General features: G+C 34.1%; 16 protein-coding genes. All 16 read right to left on the reverse strand.

Features of this window, described 5'->3' with window-relative positions; all coding sequences use genetic code 11:
• Positions 1-2: 2 nt before the first annotated feature.
• A complete protein-coding gene (locus tag N3C_RS07015; protein ID WP_069195192.1) occupies positions 3-644 on the reverse strand; it encodes a hypothetical protein in 642 nt (213 codons plus the stop codon).
• Positions 637-2,322 (reverse strand): helicase HerA domain-containing protein, encoded by a 1,686-nt coding sequence (locus tag N3C_RS07020; protein WP_074365345.1) that lies wholly within the window; start codon positions 2,320-2,322, stop codon positions 637-639. Before N3C_RS07020 ends, N3C_RS07015 begins: the two co-directional genes overlap by 8 nt.
• 10 nt (positions 2,323-2,332) lie before the next feature.
• The gene (locus tag N3C_RS07025; RefSeq protein WP_074365346.1) at positions 2,333-3,061 is read right to left on the reverse strand and encodes a macro domain-containing protein; all 729 of its coding nucleotides are present in this window, start codon (positions 3,059-3,061) and stop codon (positions 2,333-2,335) included.
• Between the two features lie 168 nt (positions 3,062-3,229).
• A complete protein-coding gene (locus N3C_RS07030; RefSeq protein ID WP_074365347.1) occupies positions 3,230-4,399 on the reverse strand; it encodes a DarT ssDNA thymidine ADP-ribosyltransferase family protein in 1,170 nt (389 codons plus the stop codon).
• Between the two features lie 18 nt (positions 4,400-4,417).
• On the reverse strand, positions 4,418-5,578 hold the full coding sequence (locus N3C_RS07035; protein WP_074365348.1) for a hypothetical protein: 1,161 nt from the start codon (positions 5,576-5,578) through the stop codon (positions 4,418-4,420).
• Entirely contained in the window at positions 5,565-6,365 is an 801-nt protein-coding gene (locus tag N3C_RS07040) for a hypothetical protein (RefSeq protein WP_074365349.1), read from the reverse strand. Before N3C_RS07040 ends, N3C_RS07035 begins: the two co-directional genes overlap by 14 nt.
• Positions 6,365-10,426: a hypothetical protein gene (locus N3C_RS07045; protein WP_074365350.1), complete on the reverse strand. Its 4,062-nt coding sequence runs from the start codon at positions 10,424-10,426 to the stop codon at positions 6,365-6,367. Before N3C_RS07045 ends, N3C_RS07040 begins: the two co-directional genes overlap by 1 nt.
• 11 nt (positions 10,427-10,437) lie before the next feature.
• A complete protein-coding gene (locus tag N3C_RS07050) occupies positions 10,438-11,493 on the reverse strand; it encodes a hypothetical protein (RefSeq protein ID WP_074365351.1) in 1,056 nt (351 codons plus the stop codon).
• Positions 11,490-12,545, reverse strand: a complete 1,056-nt coding sequence (locus tag N3C_RS07055) for a hypothetical protein (protein ID WP_074365352.1) — start codon at positions 12,543-12,545, stop codon at positions 11,490-11,492. The genes N3C_RS07050 and N3C_RS07055 overlap by 4 nt, the downstream gene beginning before the upstream one ends.
• A 28-nt stretch (positions 12,546-12,573) precedes the next feature.
• Entirely contained in the window at positions 12,574-13,998 is a 1,425-nt protein-coding gene (locus tag N3C_RS07060; RefSeq protein WP_074365353.1) for a restriction endonuclease subunit S, read from the reverse strand.
• Positions 13,999-14,011: 13 nt separating this feature from the next.
• Positions 14,012-15,898, reverse strand: coding sequence for an N-6 DNA methylase (locus tag N3C_RS07065; RefSeq protein WP_074365354.1), 1,887 nt, complete (start codon positions 15,896-15,898; stop codon positions 14,012-14,014).
• 13 nt (positions 15,899-15,911) lie between these two features.
• Positions 15,912-16,274, reverse strand: a complete 363-nt coding sequence (locus N3C_RS07070; protein ID WP_074365355.1) for a hypothetical protein — start codon at positions 16,272-16,274, stop codon at positions 15,912-15,914.
• 15 nt (positions 16,275-16,289) lie between these two features.
• Entirely contained in the window at positions 16,290-16,520 is a 231-nt protein-coding gene (locus N3C_RS07075; RefSeq protein WP_034835528.1) for a DUF2188 domain-containing protein, read from the reverse strand.
• A gap of 14 nt (positions 16,521-16,534) precedes the next feature.
• Positions 16,535-17,818: a restriction endonuclease subunit S domain-containing protein gene (locus N3C_RS07080; RefSeq protein WP_074365356.1), complete on the reverse strand. Its 1,284-nt coding sequence runs from the start codon at positions 17,816-17,818 to the stop codon at positions 16,535-16,537.
• 174 nt (positions 17,819-17,992) lie between these two features.
• Positions 17,993-18,844, reverse strand: a complete 852-nt coding sequence (locus N3C_RS07085; protein ID WP_074365357.1) for an HNH endonuclease — start codon at positions 18,842-18,844, stop codon at positions 17,993-17,995.
• Positions 18,845-19,304: 460 nt separating this feature from the next.
• The gene (locus N3C_RS07090) at positions 19,305-19,559 is read right to left on the reverse strand and encodes a hypothetical protein (RefSeq protein WP_074365358.1); all 255 of its coding nucleotides are present in this window, start codon (positions 19,557-19,559) and stop codon (positions 19,305-19,307) included.
• Positions 19,560-19,678 lie beyond the last annotated feature (119 nt).

Genomic DNA, 19,678 nt, shown 5'->3' on the forward strand with positions numbered 1-19,678 from the left:
AATTAACCTACCTCTACCCATTGATTTAGTGTTAAATTATCAATATTTCCTGAAGCAACACAACGATAAACCAGATAGGTGGTTTTTAAAGCATTTATTCCTTGTACATAGGTACCATCATTTTTCTTAAAGCCATTATCCAGTATTGATATATATTCTCCAATATCCCCTGGATTTTCCCCAGCATAACTCCAATATACAAACAATATAATAGGTACATTCCCGCCCAATTGATGATAAGCAATAAGCAAGTTCTCTATTTTCTCTTTGACTTTTAAGTCTTTTCTTCTATTCTTTTCATATCTTTCAAATTCACAAATCAATATGGGGCTATTATCTTCTTTTGAGTACCAAATAGAATCTGGCCTTACCTCATTAACCTTAACTTCGTAATTGGCTTGGCTTTCTGCAACCATTTGCCCATAATGACCTGTTTTCGGATACGGATATACAGGACATTCGGAAAGGGAAGTGACTCCTTCTATATATCTCCCTATAGCAGTTACATAATTAAGGCCAACAGTATGAACAGTTTCTGAATAGTCCCTTATACCAAATTGTGTCATCATGGGAAACAATTTGTTCCTAATATTTCCTGTTTTAAACTCTTCCTTTATAAAATCAATTATCTTTTCCCTATCCATTAAATGTACCCCACTCCTTAATAACCTCAGGGGATTCTCCACCATGTATAAGCGCTTTTGTCCCAACTTTTACTAACAGTGGCGCAGGTATTGACCTACCATTTATCAACGCTTCTCCCGTTGATAAAGATGGCAATTCTTCAATATCAGATGATGAAAACATATCTGACGTTCTTGCTATAAACCTCTGGTCATCTGGATTCTTTAATCTCATTGTAATTATTGTATTACATTGCGATGTGACATCAGGGTCCAATTTTGACGGTCTTTGAGAAATAATCGCAAAGCCAGTACCAAACTTTCTTCCTTCTGCTGCAATCTTCTTAATAATTTTTTTAGATATACTTGGGATGCCTGCTGGTGCAAAATTATGCCCTTCTTCATAAACAAGGAAACAGGGCCTTATCTGTCTTTTCTTATCCGATGCTGCCCTCATAATCTCACTGGATATTAGTGCTGTTATAATTTGTTTAGCATCATCAGATAAGCCTTGCAAGTCTATAATTACAAGTCTTCCCACATTATTTCCCTTTTCTCCAATCATCTCATAAATATCTGTCGGCTCACCGATAGCCCTTGTGTAAAAACTCTTCGCCTCATTTATCACTCGGGTTAATTTCATGGAAGCCACTGCTGCACTTCTATTGTTGAGTGCTTTGGCTTCACCTTCAGTCAAATTGTCCCAATTCTTTAGTTCCTCAAGCCCCTGTTCGTCAGAAAGGAGATATGTTAAATCCTGAATATCCCGAGGCGGATTATTATATTTTGCTTTCCAATACCTGATTGCAACATCTAATACTCTTTCCTGGGCTTCTGTTAAACCTGGAAGAATGGAGGACAAATCATCCATATCAAATCTATCAAATTGCAGGGCCAAATGATGATTTTTTGCACTATATTTATAATCAAAAGAATCCATCTGAGGAGTATATACTTTTATTCCTCCACCAGCATTCAGCATCTTTGATAAATTCTCCTGAATTTTTAGTATGCTCTCCCTCTCTTTCTCGTCCTCAATAAAATCAAGATTGTTATTAAAATGTATCTCTCCCTTTTCAAATGCTTTTCCATATTCTCCATGAACGTCAAAAACTACTACTGTTCCATTCATTTCTGCTACAAGTCTTTCAATAATTCTGCCTACAGTATATGATTTACCAGAGCCTGTCATAGCCAGTACAGCCAAATGTTCTGTAACCAGTTTGTTTACATCGAGATAAACAGGGACTATATTACTTCCCTTGTCGTATCCAATCAAATTACCTATGTTAATGCTTGTATTCTCATCAAACTTATAAAACTTTGACAAAAACTCATAATCAACACCATATACCTTTTCTCCCGGATTAAGAGGCCTTCTGGGTATTTTTATTTGTCCGTAGTTATCCCTGTAGCCTACCAGTTGTATTGTTCCAAATAAGGTTTCTCCCGTAACCTGTGCCCCCGGCAGTATTTCAAGCGATGACAGCCCTTCGCCCATATTGGAATTATATAAAATGTTCGTTCTGGATATAGAAACTATCCTTCCTAGAACATAAGTATCCCCATCCTCTTCCGATTCTCTATGTTTTATCTTTACAAATTCTCCTCTTTTAGCAGAAAAGCTATTTTCAAGAGCAACCTTTAAGTCATTGGGATTGCCTGTGTTACCGATAAGTTTACCTATGTATTTATCCATTTACATCGCCTCACACAAAAATATTAGAAAAAGATAACTGTTCTTCTTTTTCTTCATTTACTATATTTTTTTGATTACTTATCATATTGGACTTTGTGTAAAAATAACTAAATAACTTTTCGTATGTTTTTTTCCCTATTCCATCTTGTTTAAAAATGTAATAGAATCTAGCAATTGGTAAATGCTTAATTACATTTTCTGCTTGTTTTCTTGATAGTTTTACTTTTTTAGTCAATTCTTCAATAGTTGAACTATTTAAACCATCTACCATAATTTTTTCAATCCCTTCAGCCTCATTTAATTCGTCTAAGCAAATATATACAGGTAAATTTACATCTTTTAAATACCGTTCCATTAATATCTTTACTTCTTCCCAATCCAAGCCACCGTTGTTTGTGCCTAATTTGGGAAAAGCAATAGACTCAATATTCCTTTTTTCATAGTTTTCTGTAAAATACTTTAACCCCTGTTCAATCCACTCAAGTTTTGAAGGATATCGCCAATGCTTTTTTGTTGGAAAATTCATTATCCAGAGTTTTTCTGAATACTCATATATACGCGGAACCCCAATTTTTATCTGCTTAGTTTTACACTTTTCTACATAATCTTCAAACATTTCTGGAAATCTTAATTTAAATTCTAAAGCAATTCCTGCACCCATTACTCCTGCACAATTTACAGTATTAACTAATGTTTTTGCAGGAGCATTAAAAACCGTTCCTTTTAAATATTTTAACATTTCAATTCTCCTTTTTTCTTAAAATATCATATTATTAAAATTCTTTATCTCTAATAATGTCACTAATACACAAAACATCATTCATATAATAATTTATTTTATACCAATTTTCATTATAATCATTAAGTATTATTTTTCTCATTAGCTTATTATTTTTATGATGTTTTATTATATTTTCATAAACAACATTGTTTTTTTGTCAAAAATTTCATATCTATGCTTATAATTCAAAAAATTATAATTTGAAAATTCAAGATATAATATTACCTTTTTTCTAGTTAGATTAATTATAAACTTTTTTCTGAATAGATTAATTTTGTAATTAATAATATCGTATTTTATCAAAAATTCTTCAATCGATAAAACTCCATTAACTTCTACTTCAACTTTATGCCATTTTTTTATATCGCCTTTTAATTTGAAAATTATAATGTCGGTAAAACTCCTACTTTTATTTGATATAATTCCAAAACGATTTTTATATACTATTTCTCGTTTAAAATTTTTAATAATATTATTATATTCATCTTTTATTTTAACTTCTGTATCATAATTAGCCCAGGGTTTTTGATATTCTATTTCCAGTAATAACGCAGTTTTTTGACCATTTTTATCATATTCAAAATTCATATTATAATTTTTTATAAAATTATTTTTTTGCCAATCCATTCTTGCTTCCCTAAAGTTCTTGTTAGAAAACAAATTTATATCTACCATATATCTATCATCATACCCAAATATGTTTATAGCCCTTTTTTTATCTGTTTCACTTCTAAATATAATTTTTTTTAAATAATCTAATGAAACTGGTTCTCTACTTAATAATTCAGCTTGTCTCTTATTAATTATATAATCCCTTTCTGAAAATTCAAACCAAGTATCATGGAAAATGGCATCCCAATCCATATTTTTAAAAAATTCTGCTGTATTTCCCCTTGATGAATTCGTTGCGTTTCCATCGGTAAATTCCGTACTATCTAAATATAAAAGCTCTTCATCAAAACACAAATACACAGGAATAGGTATATGTATTTCATCACAATACTCTCTCAATTTTATACCTTCATTGTCATATAGAGTTGGAGTTTTTCCTCTGTAATAAAATCTGACGCAACTCTGTATAAAATCTTCTGCGTTATTTAAGACACTATGATTTGCACCATCAGTAAAAATAACATTTCTCCTTTGGCAATCCTTCCTGCTATACAAATATCCTTCTGTTAAAATATTAATTAGGTTTTTAAAATCAGTAAAATGCAGTGGCCCATTAAAACCATATCTACGTTTCAAATATTTAACATGTTCTTTTATATCCTTATAATCTTCTTTATACCCCATACCCCTCATTCCTTCTATCTATATTTCAAACACATCCAAATCTTCTTTCCAAATGCTCTCCAATGCCTCACTTTGGAGCATCTCCCTGGCTTTTGTTTTATAGTATTCTAAAATTACATTTTTCCCATTATTTGTTGCCTCGACTGGCTTTAAAGCATATTTGGCATACCATAATGGCAGTGGCAGTGCTTTTTTCTGGTCAAATGCAATCAGGGATATAATTTGAGAAGCCAGTTTATCCAGCATTTCAGATGACCAATCTTTTACGCTGCCTAATACTTCTACCAAAAGTGGCGGTGTAGTGTTCCCTGCCTTAATATGCATGCCTATTAATCCCACATCTCGTAAAGTTTCAGGCTCCAGCCTATTATCCTTATTTAAGCCATCATATTGAAATGCTGCTGTCCTTGTTCTTTTTACAAGAATACCTGTTAGCAGCCTTTTAATACCTACATCTTGAATTTTGGGCATTAGTTCTTCCATCTTTTTAACTATACTATTGTCCACATCATCTGGAATATAGCCTAAATTATCCTCAGTCAGAGCATATATAATTGCACCAAACCTTTTTGTTCCCACTGATGCGATTTTAATTCCATTTTCATTAAATGGGTATACCATGTCCTTATATTTATCCCAGAAAAACTTAATAGTCTCCCTGCATTTATCATAAACTTTTATAGTATCCTTTCTGTCTTCAAGGGGAGCATCCGAACGCTCAAGTACTAAAGGTACATCAACCAAAACAAGTTCAGGTTTTTCATCATCTTCCATTAAGTCAGACAGGAGTTTATAGACATTGATAATATCTATAAACTTCAACTTTTTCTGATTATCCAAGTCATCTATTTCATCTACATCAACGATACTTTCCTGTCTTGTTTTATAAATAGAACCTTCATCTATAAGGATGTCCTGTCTTACTGCCCCAGCAACATATAACATCCCGCCAAATGCACTGGAAGTCCTATTGGTTGCTGCAATACCTGATGCCTTGATAGTGAGAGGGGCTATTAATTCTATATTTCTAACCACCCCACTTTCCTTTAGGGCAGGGGCTATTTTATCAATAAACCGCATTTTCGACGATAACCTGGAAACTGTGGCTGGAAGACCTAATTGAATATTAGCCACTATGCTTTGGGATATTGGAGTACTATTTTCCTTAAATCCATCCATCTTCTTTTTCTCCCCTTTGTTTTACAGCATTGATAAAGGATTTCAATTTCCTTTCTTTAACTACAGTCATACCCTTGCTCAACAATCCATTCTCGTTAATATATTGATTTGCTATCAGGTCTTGATATCCTTGCTTAGCAGTTTCTTCATCAATCAAAACTCCGAAATATTTATGAATTATACTTGACAGATGCTGACTTAAGTCAATACAAGCCCCTGTCAGGATAATCAAATAAACATGAATATCATCTAATATAAAATCTTTTGTTTCTACCAAGGGTCCTTGTTTAGCATCCTCAGCAAGGAGCAGGGAATTAAAAAGAGCCTTTAATTTATCTTCTAACTGAATCATTTTATAGTCCAATAACGGTAGGGTGACTACCGTTATCAGACCTGTTCCCGTATTCTTCCTGTAATGAATCCCAAATTTCTTCCCATTTTGTTGAAATACAACATCTTTTACAGTGGTATCAATCAAAAAGCCTATCGGAATTCCCTCATAATTATCATCTGTTCTACTTATTCTTATATCTACCGATGAGTGAAGGATTTCCTTTAAATTCATTTCGGTCCAGGAAGGTGTAAGTATTAACTGGTTTTTATTATCCTCCAGCCATGTGCTAAGTAAGTCTAACTGTTGTTTGTTTAGTTTACTTAATAGAATCCCAGGCAGAACTAAGACCCCAGTTTGCAGTGAATTCATCTGGGCTACCTGGCAGTCATAAAAATCCTTAAGAAGCCTGTATTCTGTTCTATTCTTATATTCATATAATATTTGAATAACCATCACAGTACCTCAACCTTTGTCCGAATCAATTTTACTAATTCTAACTCACGCTTTTCCTCAAGGTAGTCATCCCAGTTAATATCCCCATCCTTTTCTACTACCTGCTTAAAGAAACTAAAGGTAGTTTTCTTAACCAATGGTGAGTTCTTAAAGAATGATTCACCTTCATTAGCAAGCAAATTCATTTTATTCTGTATTGCTTCTTTTGTGGCAGCATAAGTTTCCTCTTTTGGGTACTCTTCCGTATTTATTTGTGCGGATACGGGAGGTTTCCCCTGTACTCTGCATATCTTATCTATGGTACTTATCAGCAAATTATCATAAAACTCATTCTTCTTTGTCCTTGCTAAATTCATTACATTTGTTTTATAGCCCTCAATGAGCCCTACGTACTGCTGCATATCTTCTACCCTCTTTTTAAGAAGCGCCAAAAATTCATCAGGCTTACTCAGCATAACTGGCTCGTTATCTTCAATCTCCTGTTCAAGACCGCCGTTTACAAATAACTCTATTTCCTTAATACAGTTGCTTAAATTCTTCACCTCGGTATGATTCCTTAATTTTTCTGGAGCATCAGAAAAATAATCAACCCACCTTTTGCTTTCAGGTAATTTCTTATAACAGTCAATGATAGAAGTAAAATTCTTATAAATAGCCTTATACTCACCTATTATTCCTCTATCATTAGCCCACTTTAATTCATTGTTTTCAATAGGCTCTAATCCGCAGGCATCAAGAATATCTTCAATTCGCTTATATGCTCCACTAAAATCCCCATCTTTTAACTTGTATGCTAATGTATTTATATAGGAAACCATAGTCCCTGTACCTGATATAGTCATCTTTTCGTAATCAGTTGAGTTCTCCAGTTCATTACAATACTTTTGCAGTATATTCGTTATCGGAGAAATAGGAAGCATGAATCCGCCATACTCACAATTTTTCTTGATTTCTGCAATTTTATCCGTAATGCTCTTTACTGCTGGGTCCTTTAAGGTATTAATATAGTCTATAAACAATCTTATATGCCTTACCCTAAACCACAAAGGCTTCTCCTTATCGTCAATTTTAATATCCTTTATGATGTTTGGATTATAGGTTTTGATGTTATTCCATCCATCACTGTCATATACTTGGTAGCAAACTCCTAAGAATTCCTCAATCTTCGAAATAACATCTCTGAAGTTTTCCATATTCTTATCATCTTTTTCTGATAACTTATGAACATTAATGCTATCCTTAATTTTTTCAGCCTCTTGAAGTTGAACTTTATAATAAGGTACTTGATTCTTCTCAAGGACATCCAAATAAGGACCGTTTATAACCTTCTTCATGCTGTCAATTTCTTTCTTGCAGTCATCTTCCAGCCATTTTTTAACTACAGAATACCTGCCGTCCAACTCATAATTGGATATTCTCTCAATAAAACCGTCCTTGGTTTTTAGCAAAAGATTTAGCCCCATCATAAACTCTATCCACTGCTCTAGAATGCGTTTCGGCTTTACCTCGTGTATAAGGCTGAAGAAAAATTTACTGCTGTAATCAGCCATGGATTTGTTGCTGTTTCCATTAAACTTCAGTATTCTGTTCATACAGGCTGGTATATTTATGCTGTATCTATTTTCATCCTCATGAATGAATAAACCTGTTTCCTTATATCCTTTTCCCTCATTCATTCTGCCTATGGCAGTTGATTTCAAAACGTTCTTTAACTCCGTATATTCTGCATCAGACAATCTCACATCTTTTTTGCTTCCAAGTTCCTCAAAATCAAGGTTTTGGATGAGCATTCGCTTATAAGCCTTTGACAGCAGCGCTATTTGTTTCTCATCATGTTTCTTATAGATGATAGGTCTTAATATCCAGCCTTCCTCATCTAATTTTTCAAACCATTCTCTTACCTTTAAGTTAAAATGGTCTCTAATTTTTCTGATTCTATCCCTAAAGGTAGAAGTAATAACATTCCTGTTCTCCCTTATATCCAATATGTCCTTATCTATGGACATGACCTCTAAAATATCCTTTTGAAGTCTGGTTATATTAACAAATATCAAGCACTTTCCTATGCCTTCATACTTTTCTTTTACAAATTTATCGGTGTACTCTGCACTAATAACAGAATCAGAGATTACAATAACAGGATGAACCCCTTCTTTTAAAAGTCTGCTATCTAACAGTGCATCTTTTAATCTATCTTCATCCTTACCCCAGATAATATCTACTATTCTGTCCTCGTGAACATCAAGATATGGTCCTCCTTCTACCTTGGTCCTGACACATTCAACGCCATTGATAGTATAGAAACTTTCTTCTGGGTAGTTTATTTCCAATGCCCTGCAGGCACCTGAAAGAACCCTTTTTACTTCCTCTTTTCTATTCTTGCTTCTTTCTTTTATTAGTTCTTCAATCTCCCTATTTTTTTCAGTATCCGGAACATAGCCAAAATCATCTTTTTCTACTCTATACCTTTTATCAAGGCGGCTTAAATAGGCAAAGTTTGGTCCGATATATTCTGCTTCCTTTATATCTTCTTTTTCTATTTTTTCAAGGATATATCCATAGATATATCTTGCTGATTCTTCAATATCATCCTTCGGATACAACATCCTGACCTGGTCTAAAAATGTTTCTTCTTCCTTCCCCACAATATACTCATTTTCTTTTACATTGAGAGAAAAAGTTTTTAGGCTTCTCAAAAGTATGCCTAAATCAAAACTGCTTCCAAAATTATTAACAAATATATCTCCCGTTTCTCTTTTGTAGCCTTGAGAATTGAGGTAAACCGCCAAATCATCCTTTTCTAATTTCACACAGTAAAACTCTTTGAATAACTTTTCGCCATCTTCTGCCTTTGCATCCATCATAGCATTTATTTCTTCCGAAGAATAGTTTGCTTTCTTCTTAGGGATTTGCTCTAAAAGAGCATGCTTAATAGTCTGCCTGAATCTATCATCACACTGAATATAGTCAAAAGCAGGTTTATCAATCAAACTTTCTTTAAAGCGGTTGCTGGAGTTTAATATGGTTTCAAAGATATGTCCCGTATCCTTTTTGACAGAACTGTCTTCCATCTTCTGGTCTACGTTATACATAATAACGTTAAACCAGCCAAAATTACCTCCTGCTATGGTATAGGCTGCTTCTATCAGTCCTTTTGGATACTCTGGTATCATACCCTTCTTGTTAAGATAAGCGATATAATCCGATATATCTGCAAAGGAATTCTGAAGCATTTCATACATTTCCGTTCTTCTGTCTAAAGCACCTATCCCCTGGATACTACCTCCTATAACTGTAGAACACAAAAGAAGATAGGAAACCTCTGGATATTTCTTTCTCGGGTCTTCATGTTTTATAGCACTTGTAATTACCTGAATTGCTTCTCCATCTATTTTGTTTACCAGTTCCTTCTCTTTTTCAATTCCATACTTTGCAATTTCCCCCGCTGTTTCTAATTCATCGCAGACAATAAGAAAATGTTCAATACCGAATTGCTTAACATACTCCATTCCTTTTCGGGTTAATTCATCCAATTTTTCTTTGTTTATAACCAGTTCATTTAAATTTACCCTGTCTACTTGCAGTAAATCTCCAAGGATGCTTCTATCAAACCCTACAGGAGATAAGGCATCTTGAATGGCTTCCATAATCTTTCCTTGAATGCTTCCATCGGATTCTCTGCTTAAATAGGACAGCGCTGTATAAATGCCATAAGCCACCCAGTTATCTCCAATTAAATCAGGATGGCACATTTGGGAATACCTTATGTATAATGGAAGAACTTTATCTTCGAAATTCGGCTTGAAAATTCTCACTTCCTTTTGTACGCCATCTTCATTAATAATCCAGCCTTTGTCCATGCCAAGAGGTTCTGAAATAAGTTCGAAACCGATACGGGATTTACCTACACCCCACTTTGAAATGAGTGGGAATATTGTTGCCATCCCTGCACTTTTCATAGTCTTCGTAAAGCCTTTAAAAATTTCGTAAAACTCTTTCTGCCCTACCATTGGCTGATTTAAAGGAAAATCACTGGTACCGAAAGGAGCCCATATAGACATATCCATCCCTCCTAATCTCTAATCTCCAACTTAATTAATTGATAATCTTTTTTCCCCAGCAAGCCCCTGCCGTGCCTGGGCTGTCCCTGCTCATGGTCTTTAATTATAAACTTTCCTTTGTTTATACCCGTAACAAAGTAATGGTCAATCCATTGTTCTTCTGCCATAGTATTTTCACTGTCAACCTTCTTTTTCAATATGGAGCCTACTATTCCTATTGGGAAAAATCCCCTTGCATCCGAGTATTCTTTAATTAATTTATGTAATATTTCTATATCATCCACATCGGCTTCATTTACTAAACTTTCATATACATCAATGCCAGCATCCTCTTTTATCTTATGTTTATCTAAGATGTACCTTCCATCTTCGCTTTCAACAATCCAACCTAAATAGTCAAACAACAGCATTGGTATTTTTAAATAAGTACTCATGGAGCCTAAAGAAGGATAATCTTTATTAACGCCCCTAAATTCTATTTCTTCCCCATCTCCAATATCAAGTTCCTTTCTCCAGAAATCACCTAATATCTTTGATTGATTCTCCTTCATTAAACTATTAATGTTCATTTCATCGGGCTTACTGCTGAAAACATAAAACTTCTTGTCATTTAGGGTTATATAAGCCTTTGCGAAGTTTTCCATATATCCTTTTTCAAAATAGAGATATCCTCCATTTAGCATTGCATAAGCAATGGTCCTAATTCTTATGGAATACTTTAATAATTGACTTCCCAATACCTTTTCCCATTCTTCATTATGTTTAAATCTTTCTACCAGTTCATTGGCACCCTCTGTAAGTTCATATCCTCCTTCAATTTCTTTTATAAAGTTACATCCAACGATAGTTAAAGAGTCTTTATCTTTTTCTGCACCGAAAAGGCCATATACCTCATCAGCATTGACAATTCTTCCTTTCTCGTCAACCTTATAGCCAAGATAATCCCTGGCTATATCTTTTTTACTGCTGCAGGGTATTTTCTTTGGTAAGGATTTTAAAATTTCTGCCCATCTTTCTATATTGGATGCTTTTACCCAAAATCTGTCCGTACCTATTTTTATAATCATAATGTATTCCTCAACTTTTCTACATAATCTTTAAGGGTGCTTTTAAACTTTCTGGAACGGTTTTTTATAATAATATCCTTTGAGTATATCAGGTCTTTAAACTTTTCATTAAGGACATATTCCCCATCTTTAAAATCAATTTTTTGCTCATCCATCATATCAAAAACCACCTTGTCTACTTCAGGAGCCTTATCTGGGAAAAGGTACATATCATTTTCCATGCAAAACTCATATACAAAATCATTAAGCCTTCCTACCCTTATCTCCCTGCCCTTTGTATTAAAAATGTAAAAGTCTAAAGGCTGGGTTGTATAGTAGTTGGTGTGGTCCGTAGGTCTTATGGATAAACCTTCAAAACCAGCAGTCTGGTATTCAAGGGCTACCATTGATAATATTGTTAAAAATGTTTTCCATGGGTAAGAAAGGACCTCCGCTACTTTCTCTTCCACCGAAAAATCCCTGTATTCATAGGGAGTAAAGGTGTATTTATTTTTATCCTTTAACTTCGAGAGGTTCACAGATGAAGTTATCCTCCTGCCCTGCACCCATATCTCATTAGGATTATTACCCATCGGTGATAACTCCACATCCTCTGTATCCTCCGCCAACTGCATGGTTTTTAGTTTTGTAAGGATTGAAGGATATTGAGGATACCCATTAAACACAGCCTGATAAAAGGACTTTATTTCTTCCGTTTCTTCTATATCTTTATCCTTAATATTTAATATGGTTTCAGCAAAATCAGGGATGCTGTCTATAAACTCATATAGGGCTTTACCGTCTCCCCTCTGACCTATAACACAAGCCTCTTCGTATACTTTTTTTAGCAACTTATGTAACAGAGGCGGATAGAAACAGAGAAGGGATGTTATAAAGTCTTCTCTGCTTACTTTTCCGCTGAACTTAATCCACTTTTTTGTGATAACCAGCCTGCCCTCTATGAGCCTAATAAAGTTTTGGTCAATAAGGTATTGTAATTCTAGATTGTTTTTTGTTTCCCCGTAATCATACAGGCTGTTTAAATTTTTAACTAACTCATTTATATTTATCAAAGGTCTCACCTGCCTTTGTCTTAAAACTTTAACTATTCGCCTTCACTTTTGACATATCAAAGTTACCCTCAATTAGGTCTTCTACATCTTGCTTGGCTTCTTCAATTAGTTTTTTTGATGTATAAATATTATCAATTATTCTTCTATAATTCTCTGTAATTTTATTAATTTGATTTTCAGAATACATTGGAATAAATACTTTTACAACATCATCTTCATTAATAGTAGGGTAAGTTGAACCTGCACAATAACGTTCAAATTGAATTCCTACAAAATTTGTTCTTAATACAGCAGTTAAAAATTCTACTGGAACTTTACCCTTTGATTGTAAAACTGCAAACCCACCTGTACATATAGCATTATCATATTCTTTTGTAACAATTGATATTGCCTTCCTCGTAGGTCTAACAAGAGATACCAAAATATCTCCTTCTTTCACTTGGTATTTTGCGCTTGTTGGAATCTCTTCAGGACGCAACTCTTCTACTTCATCAATTGTACCAAAACTATTATTAATACTACTTATCTCGATATATTTATTTATATTTCCTGTTTGATATCTTATTTTAGTTATTCTTACATATTTTTCTAACCTTACCTTGTTGTTACCTAATTTTTCAATTGTCGATATATACTTCTTCTGGTAAAAATTTGGGTCAATTCTATCTTCTATATTAATTTCGTTAGTCCAATTTATTTTTGAATCATAAATATTATATACTTTATCAGTTTCTTCTTTTAGTAACATGTCCACTTCTAGCAATATATCAATTTCCTTCTGTAAGGTTTTCGCTTCTTCTCTCAACTCTTCTGCTTTTCTAACCTTATCTCCTATGTATTTTTGGATTTCAGGAGATGGGATGGGAACCAGCAATTGCTTAATGTTTCTATTAGTTAATGAAGCCTGAACCCCTCCATAAGCGTACCTTTCCATTTGAATTTGGCAGAATTTTGATGACATATAGGCAAGCATAAATCCACTTTCTACTAATGTTTCTTTTAATTTAATTCTTGTTAAATTCTGTCCCATTGCTATTCTATTAATCTTTTCTGGTATTCTACATACTCTACCAATGGTACCAACTCGTGTGATAATTATATCATTTGCCTGTGCTTGAATTGCTGGCTGTTCATCATATATACTTTCTTCAACACCTATAAGCGATTCCTCATCAAGTATTAAATCACTAACATTTTGAACTCTAATTAAAGGTACTCCTAAGCCATGAGGCAAATATGATGTTGAAGGTATCCCTTGCCAGCCTATTGGGGAGTTCATTCTCTCTATGACATCATTTAATACTTTTATTTTTACTCCTGATTTTTTTAACTTTATTTCATTTTCTAAATACTTATAATTATAGAACTCGCCATCAATTCTATCTTCGTCAATATTTTCAGTGCCTATATATACCACGCTAGGATTCCTTGATATTACTGATAAGTTCTCCATTCAAACACCCCCATTACTCCATATCCTCTGGCATACCCTTTTTATAAGCCTCCACAATCTTTAATAAGTCATTGTGGTCATCGCCCAACTGTACCTCTACATTCTGTTTTACAGTAAATCCCACTTCATCTGCTACTGCCATGAATACTGGACCCTGTTTTTCTCCTGGATGTTCTTTTTTCTTTAGGTATAATAGTGAAGTTTTTGCACCTGCTCCTGAAAGAGCAAAAGTTTCCTGCGGAAGGCTTATAACCGCTTTCAGTATCGCTTTTCCACCTTCAAATTCACCAGTTACAGGATTTTTCTTACCCATGATGTATTCACGGACATATTTATCACCGGAGTTTGAAAGGATTCCATCTGGTACAACTATCATCAGAAGTCCGCCTGGTTTTAGCAATTGAAGGTTTCTGTCAATAAATAACACTGCTGGGTCCACCGAATTTACTTCTTTCCACTTACCTCTGCTATCTGGCTTTGACCCGAGGGATAAGCCATAAGGACTCATTCTGTTTTGTCCATCCTCATCTATGTCAGAAGAATAATATTTGATAATTTCAGCACCTTCTGGGTTTTCTACGGTTGTTTTACCTTTCTTAATTTTTTTTGAAACTCCGGTTTTGGAAAACGGAGGATTTGTCAGAATGGCATCAAAGGTTCCCGGCTCAAGCCTTGTATTCATGAGTGAATTTCTTGTTTGGAAAATAGGACATTTTGGGGCTCCATGGAGAGCCATATTGATTCTCGCCTTAAGAACCATTCCTGGAGCATTATCCGCGCCAATAAAACAGTGTTCCTTCATTTGTTCAAAAAGTTCCTCATACTGTTTCTTGTCTCCTGTCAATTTGTTCAGAAGATAGTGTTCTATTTTCTGAAGCATTTTTATCAAAAAACCTGCCGAGCCGCAGCACAAATCACCTATGCGGAGGGTAGGTATTCCTGTTTTGAGGTCTTTAGCAATTAGTTTTGCTGCCCCATCTTTTGTAAGGTCGTGCAAAACCATCTCTGCTGCTGCTTCCGTTGCCTGTCTTGGGGTAAGATAGATACCCATACCGCCTTTATTCTCAAACTTTCCACGAAGCAGTACATCAAAAACCCTACCCAATACATCCCCTGTCAAATCCCTTAAAGTGGCAGGTCTCTCTACACCGTCAATTATTATCGGTCCTAAATCCTGGAGTGCCTCTAAAACAGCAATATAGATATTGGGATTCTCCAGTTTTATATATTCATCTGCACTAAATATGTTTGCCTTTTCCCCATTATCCAAAATAGCAACATAATCTGCATGGTCTTTTATTTCTTTAAAGGCTTCCCTTATCTCCTGGACTGCCTTATCCTTATGTTTTTCTACATATTCGTATCTATATATTTCGTTAAATAGTTTTCCTGTTACATTACCCTTAGTTAATCTATATTCAGGGTGATAAAGCCTGAAGGTCTCCAAAAAAATAAGTTTACTGAATTCATCGATTACATCATTGGAGTTATTTACATGGTCCTTAATTCCATAAATCTTTTCATGAAGCGCATCAAATTTCTCTTGTAACTCCTGATATTTTCTTATTGACCATTTGTCCCTATCAGTAAGTTGCCTTTTGCCTGAGTACAATTTATTCTCATCTTCAAAGACTGATGGAATTTCTGAAATAGCCTTTTCCTCTTCCACAAGGACATAGGCATTGCTTGTACCGTTTGTAATCCAAGCATATGTAGAAATAGGGTCTGTTGCCATCGCTTCAAATGTTATGGCAGTAACTAGTTCTGGTTTCAACTGTTCTTCATCTACTTTTTTTACATATACATATACATCTTTGTGACTGGCTACAAAGGTAGTATCATCAATATCCTTTATTTCCTCATAACCAAGTTTTTTGACTTTATCCTTTAGTTCCTGCATAAAAAATTCCTCCTTAATTTTTTGCTCTCATTAAAACAGCCCCATTGGGATGAAGTTTGTATTTCCCACTTTGCTCTGCAATTTTTGATATCTCTTCTGCACTGACAGTAATATCATTTGGTATATGCTCCATAACCCTCTTTATGGGTGCCATAGGTTTACCATCCATTACTTTATCCACTATGTCCAATATAATAGTATTTATATTATTTCCTCCAACACTGTATAAATCCCCAGTCTTTTTAATATTGCCATTCATAAGAAGAAATAGTTGTAATTGTGCTTTATTCCATTTCACTCCAGACTCTTTTAACCTTTGGTGTAATTCTTCAACAGACTTAGGGGTTTTCAGTTGTTCATATATTATTTCTACCAACAGCGTCCACCTCCATTAATGTTCCTTATCTTTTGGTGGACACGGGTCATTTCCATAACTATCTTTACTCCTGATTTTGCCGTCTCTTCCTTGGATAATCAATTCCGATTTCTGGTTTTGGGCAATTCCTTTTGCTACATTTATTGCTTGTTTTTGAGTATCAGTAACTTTAGTTGCTCTTTCGTTGCCTTCACCTTTAACTGCCCATTTGTCGCCATGTCTTACAACCCATTGATTTTTACCCATATATAGCACCTCTTTTAAAATTTGTTTCGTAACACACTTAAATAATTCATCATTTTATCTACTATTTGTTCTTCCAAACTACTTTCCAGTCTTGGAATTTTGATTTTTTCAAAGTCCTTTCTTTGAATGAGTTTATATAGTGTCCCTTTAGTAAACATGTTTACCTGGTTTAGAATTATTGGCTGTTTAAACAAAAACAGAAGATAGTAAGGATTTATTCTTTTGGGGACCAAGTTATATAGAGCATCTGTTGTAACCAAACCGTCAAATTTTTCTGTAATAAGTGCAGTTGCATGTCCCTTAGTCCCTGTGGCACTGCCTCCTTTGGCAGTTACTATTTCTCCACTCCTCACAATATATCTCATCCGATTGCTTAAATTGCCATAAAAATCCTCATGGGTCTCTTTTATGATTGAAAAGTTCGGGTCTATATCCGCTAACAAAAAATACTTTACTATTTGATTCTCACTTATTTCGGGCTTATCTGCTTTTTTTATTTCTACAAGTTCTCCAAGTTCCTCCCATTTTACATCATCTAGATTCTTGTGAATTACCCTATACAGTTCGGTGTAAAAGTTCGAGTAATACTCAGGGTCTAATCTGTGACTGTCAAGGTATTCTGCCACATAAAAGTGTTTAAGATTCTTTTCTTCACCTTTATAATCAAATACCCTGTAAAATATGTTTTCTGCAGACCTGTATAGTTTTTCAGCCTCTGCATATCCTGTAGAATCATAAGAACAATCTTCCTGATATGTATCAAAGTCTTCAGGAATTAATAAATTCTCAACATCCTCCACAAAAATTTTATTTAAAATCCCTATTTTTATGGAGTTTAACAGCATTTGTCCGATACTGCTTTTTAAAAACTTATATAATCTTATACCCTTATCCCTATCCCTTAATGTAATTTTAATAATATCCGATGTTATTACACATCCTTCTAATGCTTCATTTACATATATTATCTGCCCTGATTTACCTGAGGCTGTAATCAATATATCTCCATTATTTATAAAATCTTTTTCTCTTACTGCTTCAGGCTGTACTACTTTAAGTTCATTAATATATATAACTTCATTTCTTATATCTCCAGGAGCAATTATCTTGTGTCCGTTCTTATCCGTATAATACTCTTTCTTAACACGAATCCCACTTGTTATCTCCTTGCAAATATCACCTAATGCTATAAGGGAATGGTTCTGTAATAATCGCTGTATTTCATATTGCTGTACTACATAATCATAAGAAATCCGTTTTCCATCCATTTTATCTGGTGTAATAAACACGCAATTCACTTAACTCACCATCGTTCTATAACATAATTTCCCCTTAATCAACTTTCTTTACGGATATAATATTACTATTTTCAGGAAAAGTCAATAGTTTTGTTTCCAATTAATTATTAATCACGCAATATCAAATCACTGTACTATGCACAAAAATAAAAACAGGCAAATGCAACCTGTTTTCTATAAATGTTGATTCAATATAATCCTTTCTTCTACTCCATTATGATAAGCAAAAATTAATTTTCTCCTATCAAAAACAGGTCTTGCCCTATGAATAATTCGATGATGATTGGGGCAAATGATAACCTGATTTTCAGCATTATTATTCATTGATTCAACAAATGGGTCTATATGATGTGATTCAACGATACTGACTCCATATCTTGCTCCAATATTCTCTCCACATATCTGGCAACGATAGTTATAAAGAAGTTTCAGGCTTTCTCCTATTGCCCTGTTAAGTTTCCGAATCTTTACCATTTGATTCACTGAAGCAATAGTAGCATCAGGGTCAATAGTGTTATAGTTAATACTTGCTTCATACTCCTGCTCATCTTCATGAACCATTGTTTCCTTTATTATCCTTGTATCCTCCTGTGTAATACATTCAAATAGATACGTATCTGGATAGTCTGTTGTATATATAGCCAGATATTCCCTTTTTTCTACAGGAACTTTAGTGAACTTGCGTTGGTTTTCAGGCAGGCTATTTCTCTGCTCTAATATATACTTGTAACTTGCAGTAAAAATACTTCTAAGTTTTTCTGCAATCTCACTCTGAGGATGATACCTTATTTGAAGTATATCTTTTCTATTAGGATATTTTCTCTCATCGAATTTCTGGTTTACAAGCCTTGCCTTATAAGTCAGTCCTTCCAACACCAGATAAATATCTTTAGACTGGCCTCTTTGCAAAAACTTATTTATAGTAGTTTGGAAAACTACCTGTATGGTTACTGGAATGCTTACACCCTGCTGCAGCACCGACCAGTCCACTTCTTTTTTATATACATAACAGTTATTATCAAGCATCCTATCATTCCTTATACCTTAAACCATATCCCCTATTATATTTATTCTACAATTAAAATTAAAACCCTTTATATGTCTTTAATCTCAATTAAAAAACTGCCTACTTTGAAAGTAGACAGTTTAGTGAAAGATGCATCAATGATGAAACCAGTTTTTACTGAAGCATTTTATATATAATTAATTATTCATGTCAAGTATATTTTTTCTCTAAAATTTATCTTAATCTCCTGCCTCTTACCCCTAATCCCAATACCTTAGCCCTATAAATATATGTATATTAGTGAGTCAAGGTAAAGGCTTATGTATTAAGGAGTTTGGTAAATTTTTATGCGACAAAAATATAATCATGCATTAAATATCAATCTTATAACTAATTCCTTAAACCTTCCCCCCTCTGACCAAAAAGGCTGACAGATTAGCCTACTATCAGCATCCTGTCAGCCATATTTATTGCATTTAATTATGCAGTTTTTTCATTTAGTAACTTTTTAAACATCTTTTCAATCTTATTAGCAAATGTTTTTCTGCTTTCATTGTTATTTACTATAGTATACCCCTTTCCCTTTCCTCTTTTAACCTTTGTTCCTCTCTGTATCTCTGGATTGTAGGTTATTATCCCGCCTCGCCACATCTGCGCTAATTCCTGGCCATTGATAACAGTCTGATATTCCCGTTCCCCTATTTGATTTACGTTTTTGAAGACATATTCGGACATATGTACTTTCCCTCCCTCGTTTATATGCTTATAATAATACAGCAATCTTTTACAATACTAAAATTATGGACAATATTTTCTGGTTGTATTCTATCAGATATAGGTTAAAGGCACAAGGG

This window comes from Clostridium sp. N3C, from assembly GCF_900095445.1.
GTDB lineage: Bacteria > Bacillota > Clostridia > Clostridiales > Clostridiaceae > Clostridium_AU.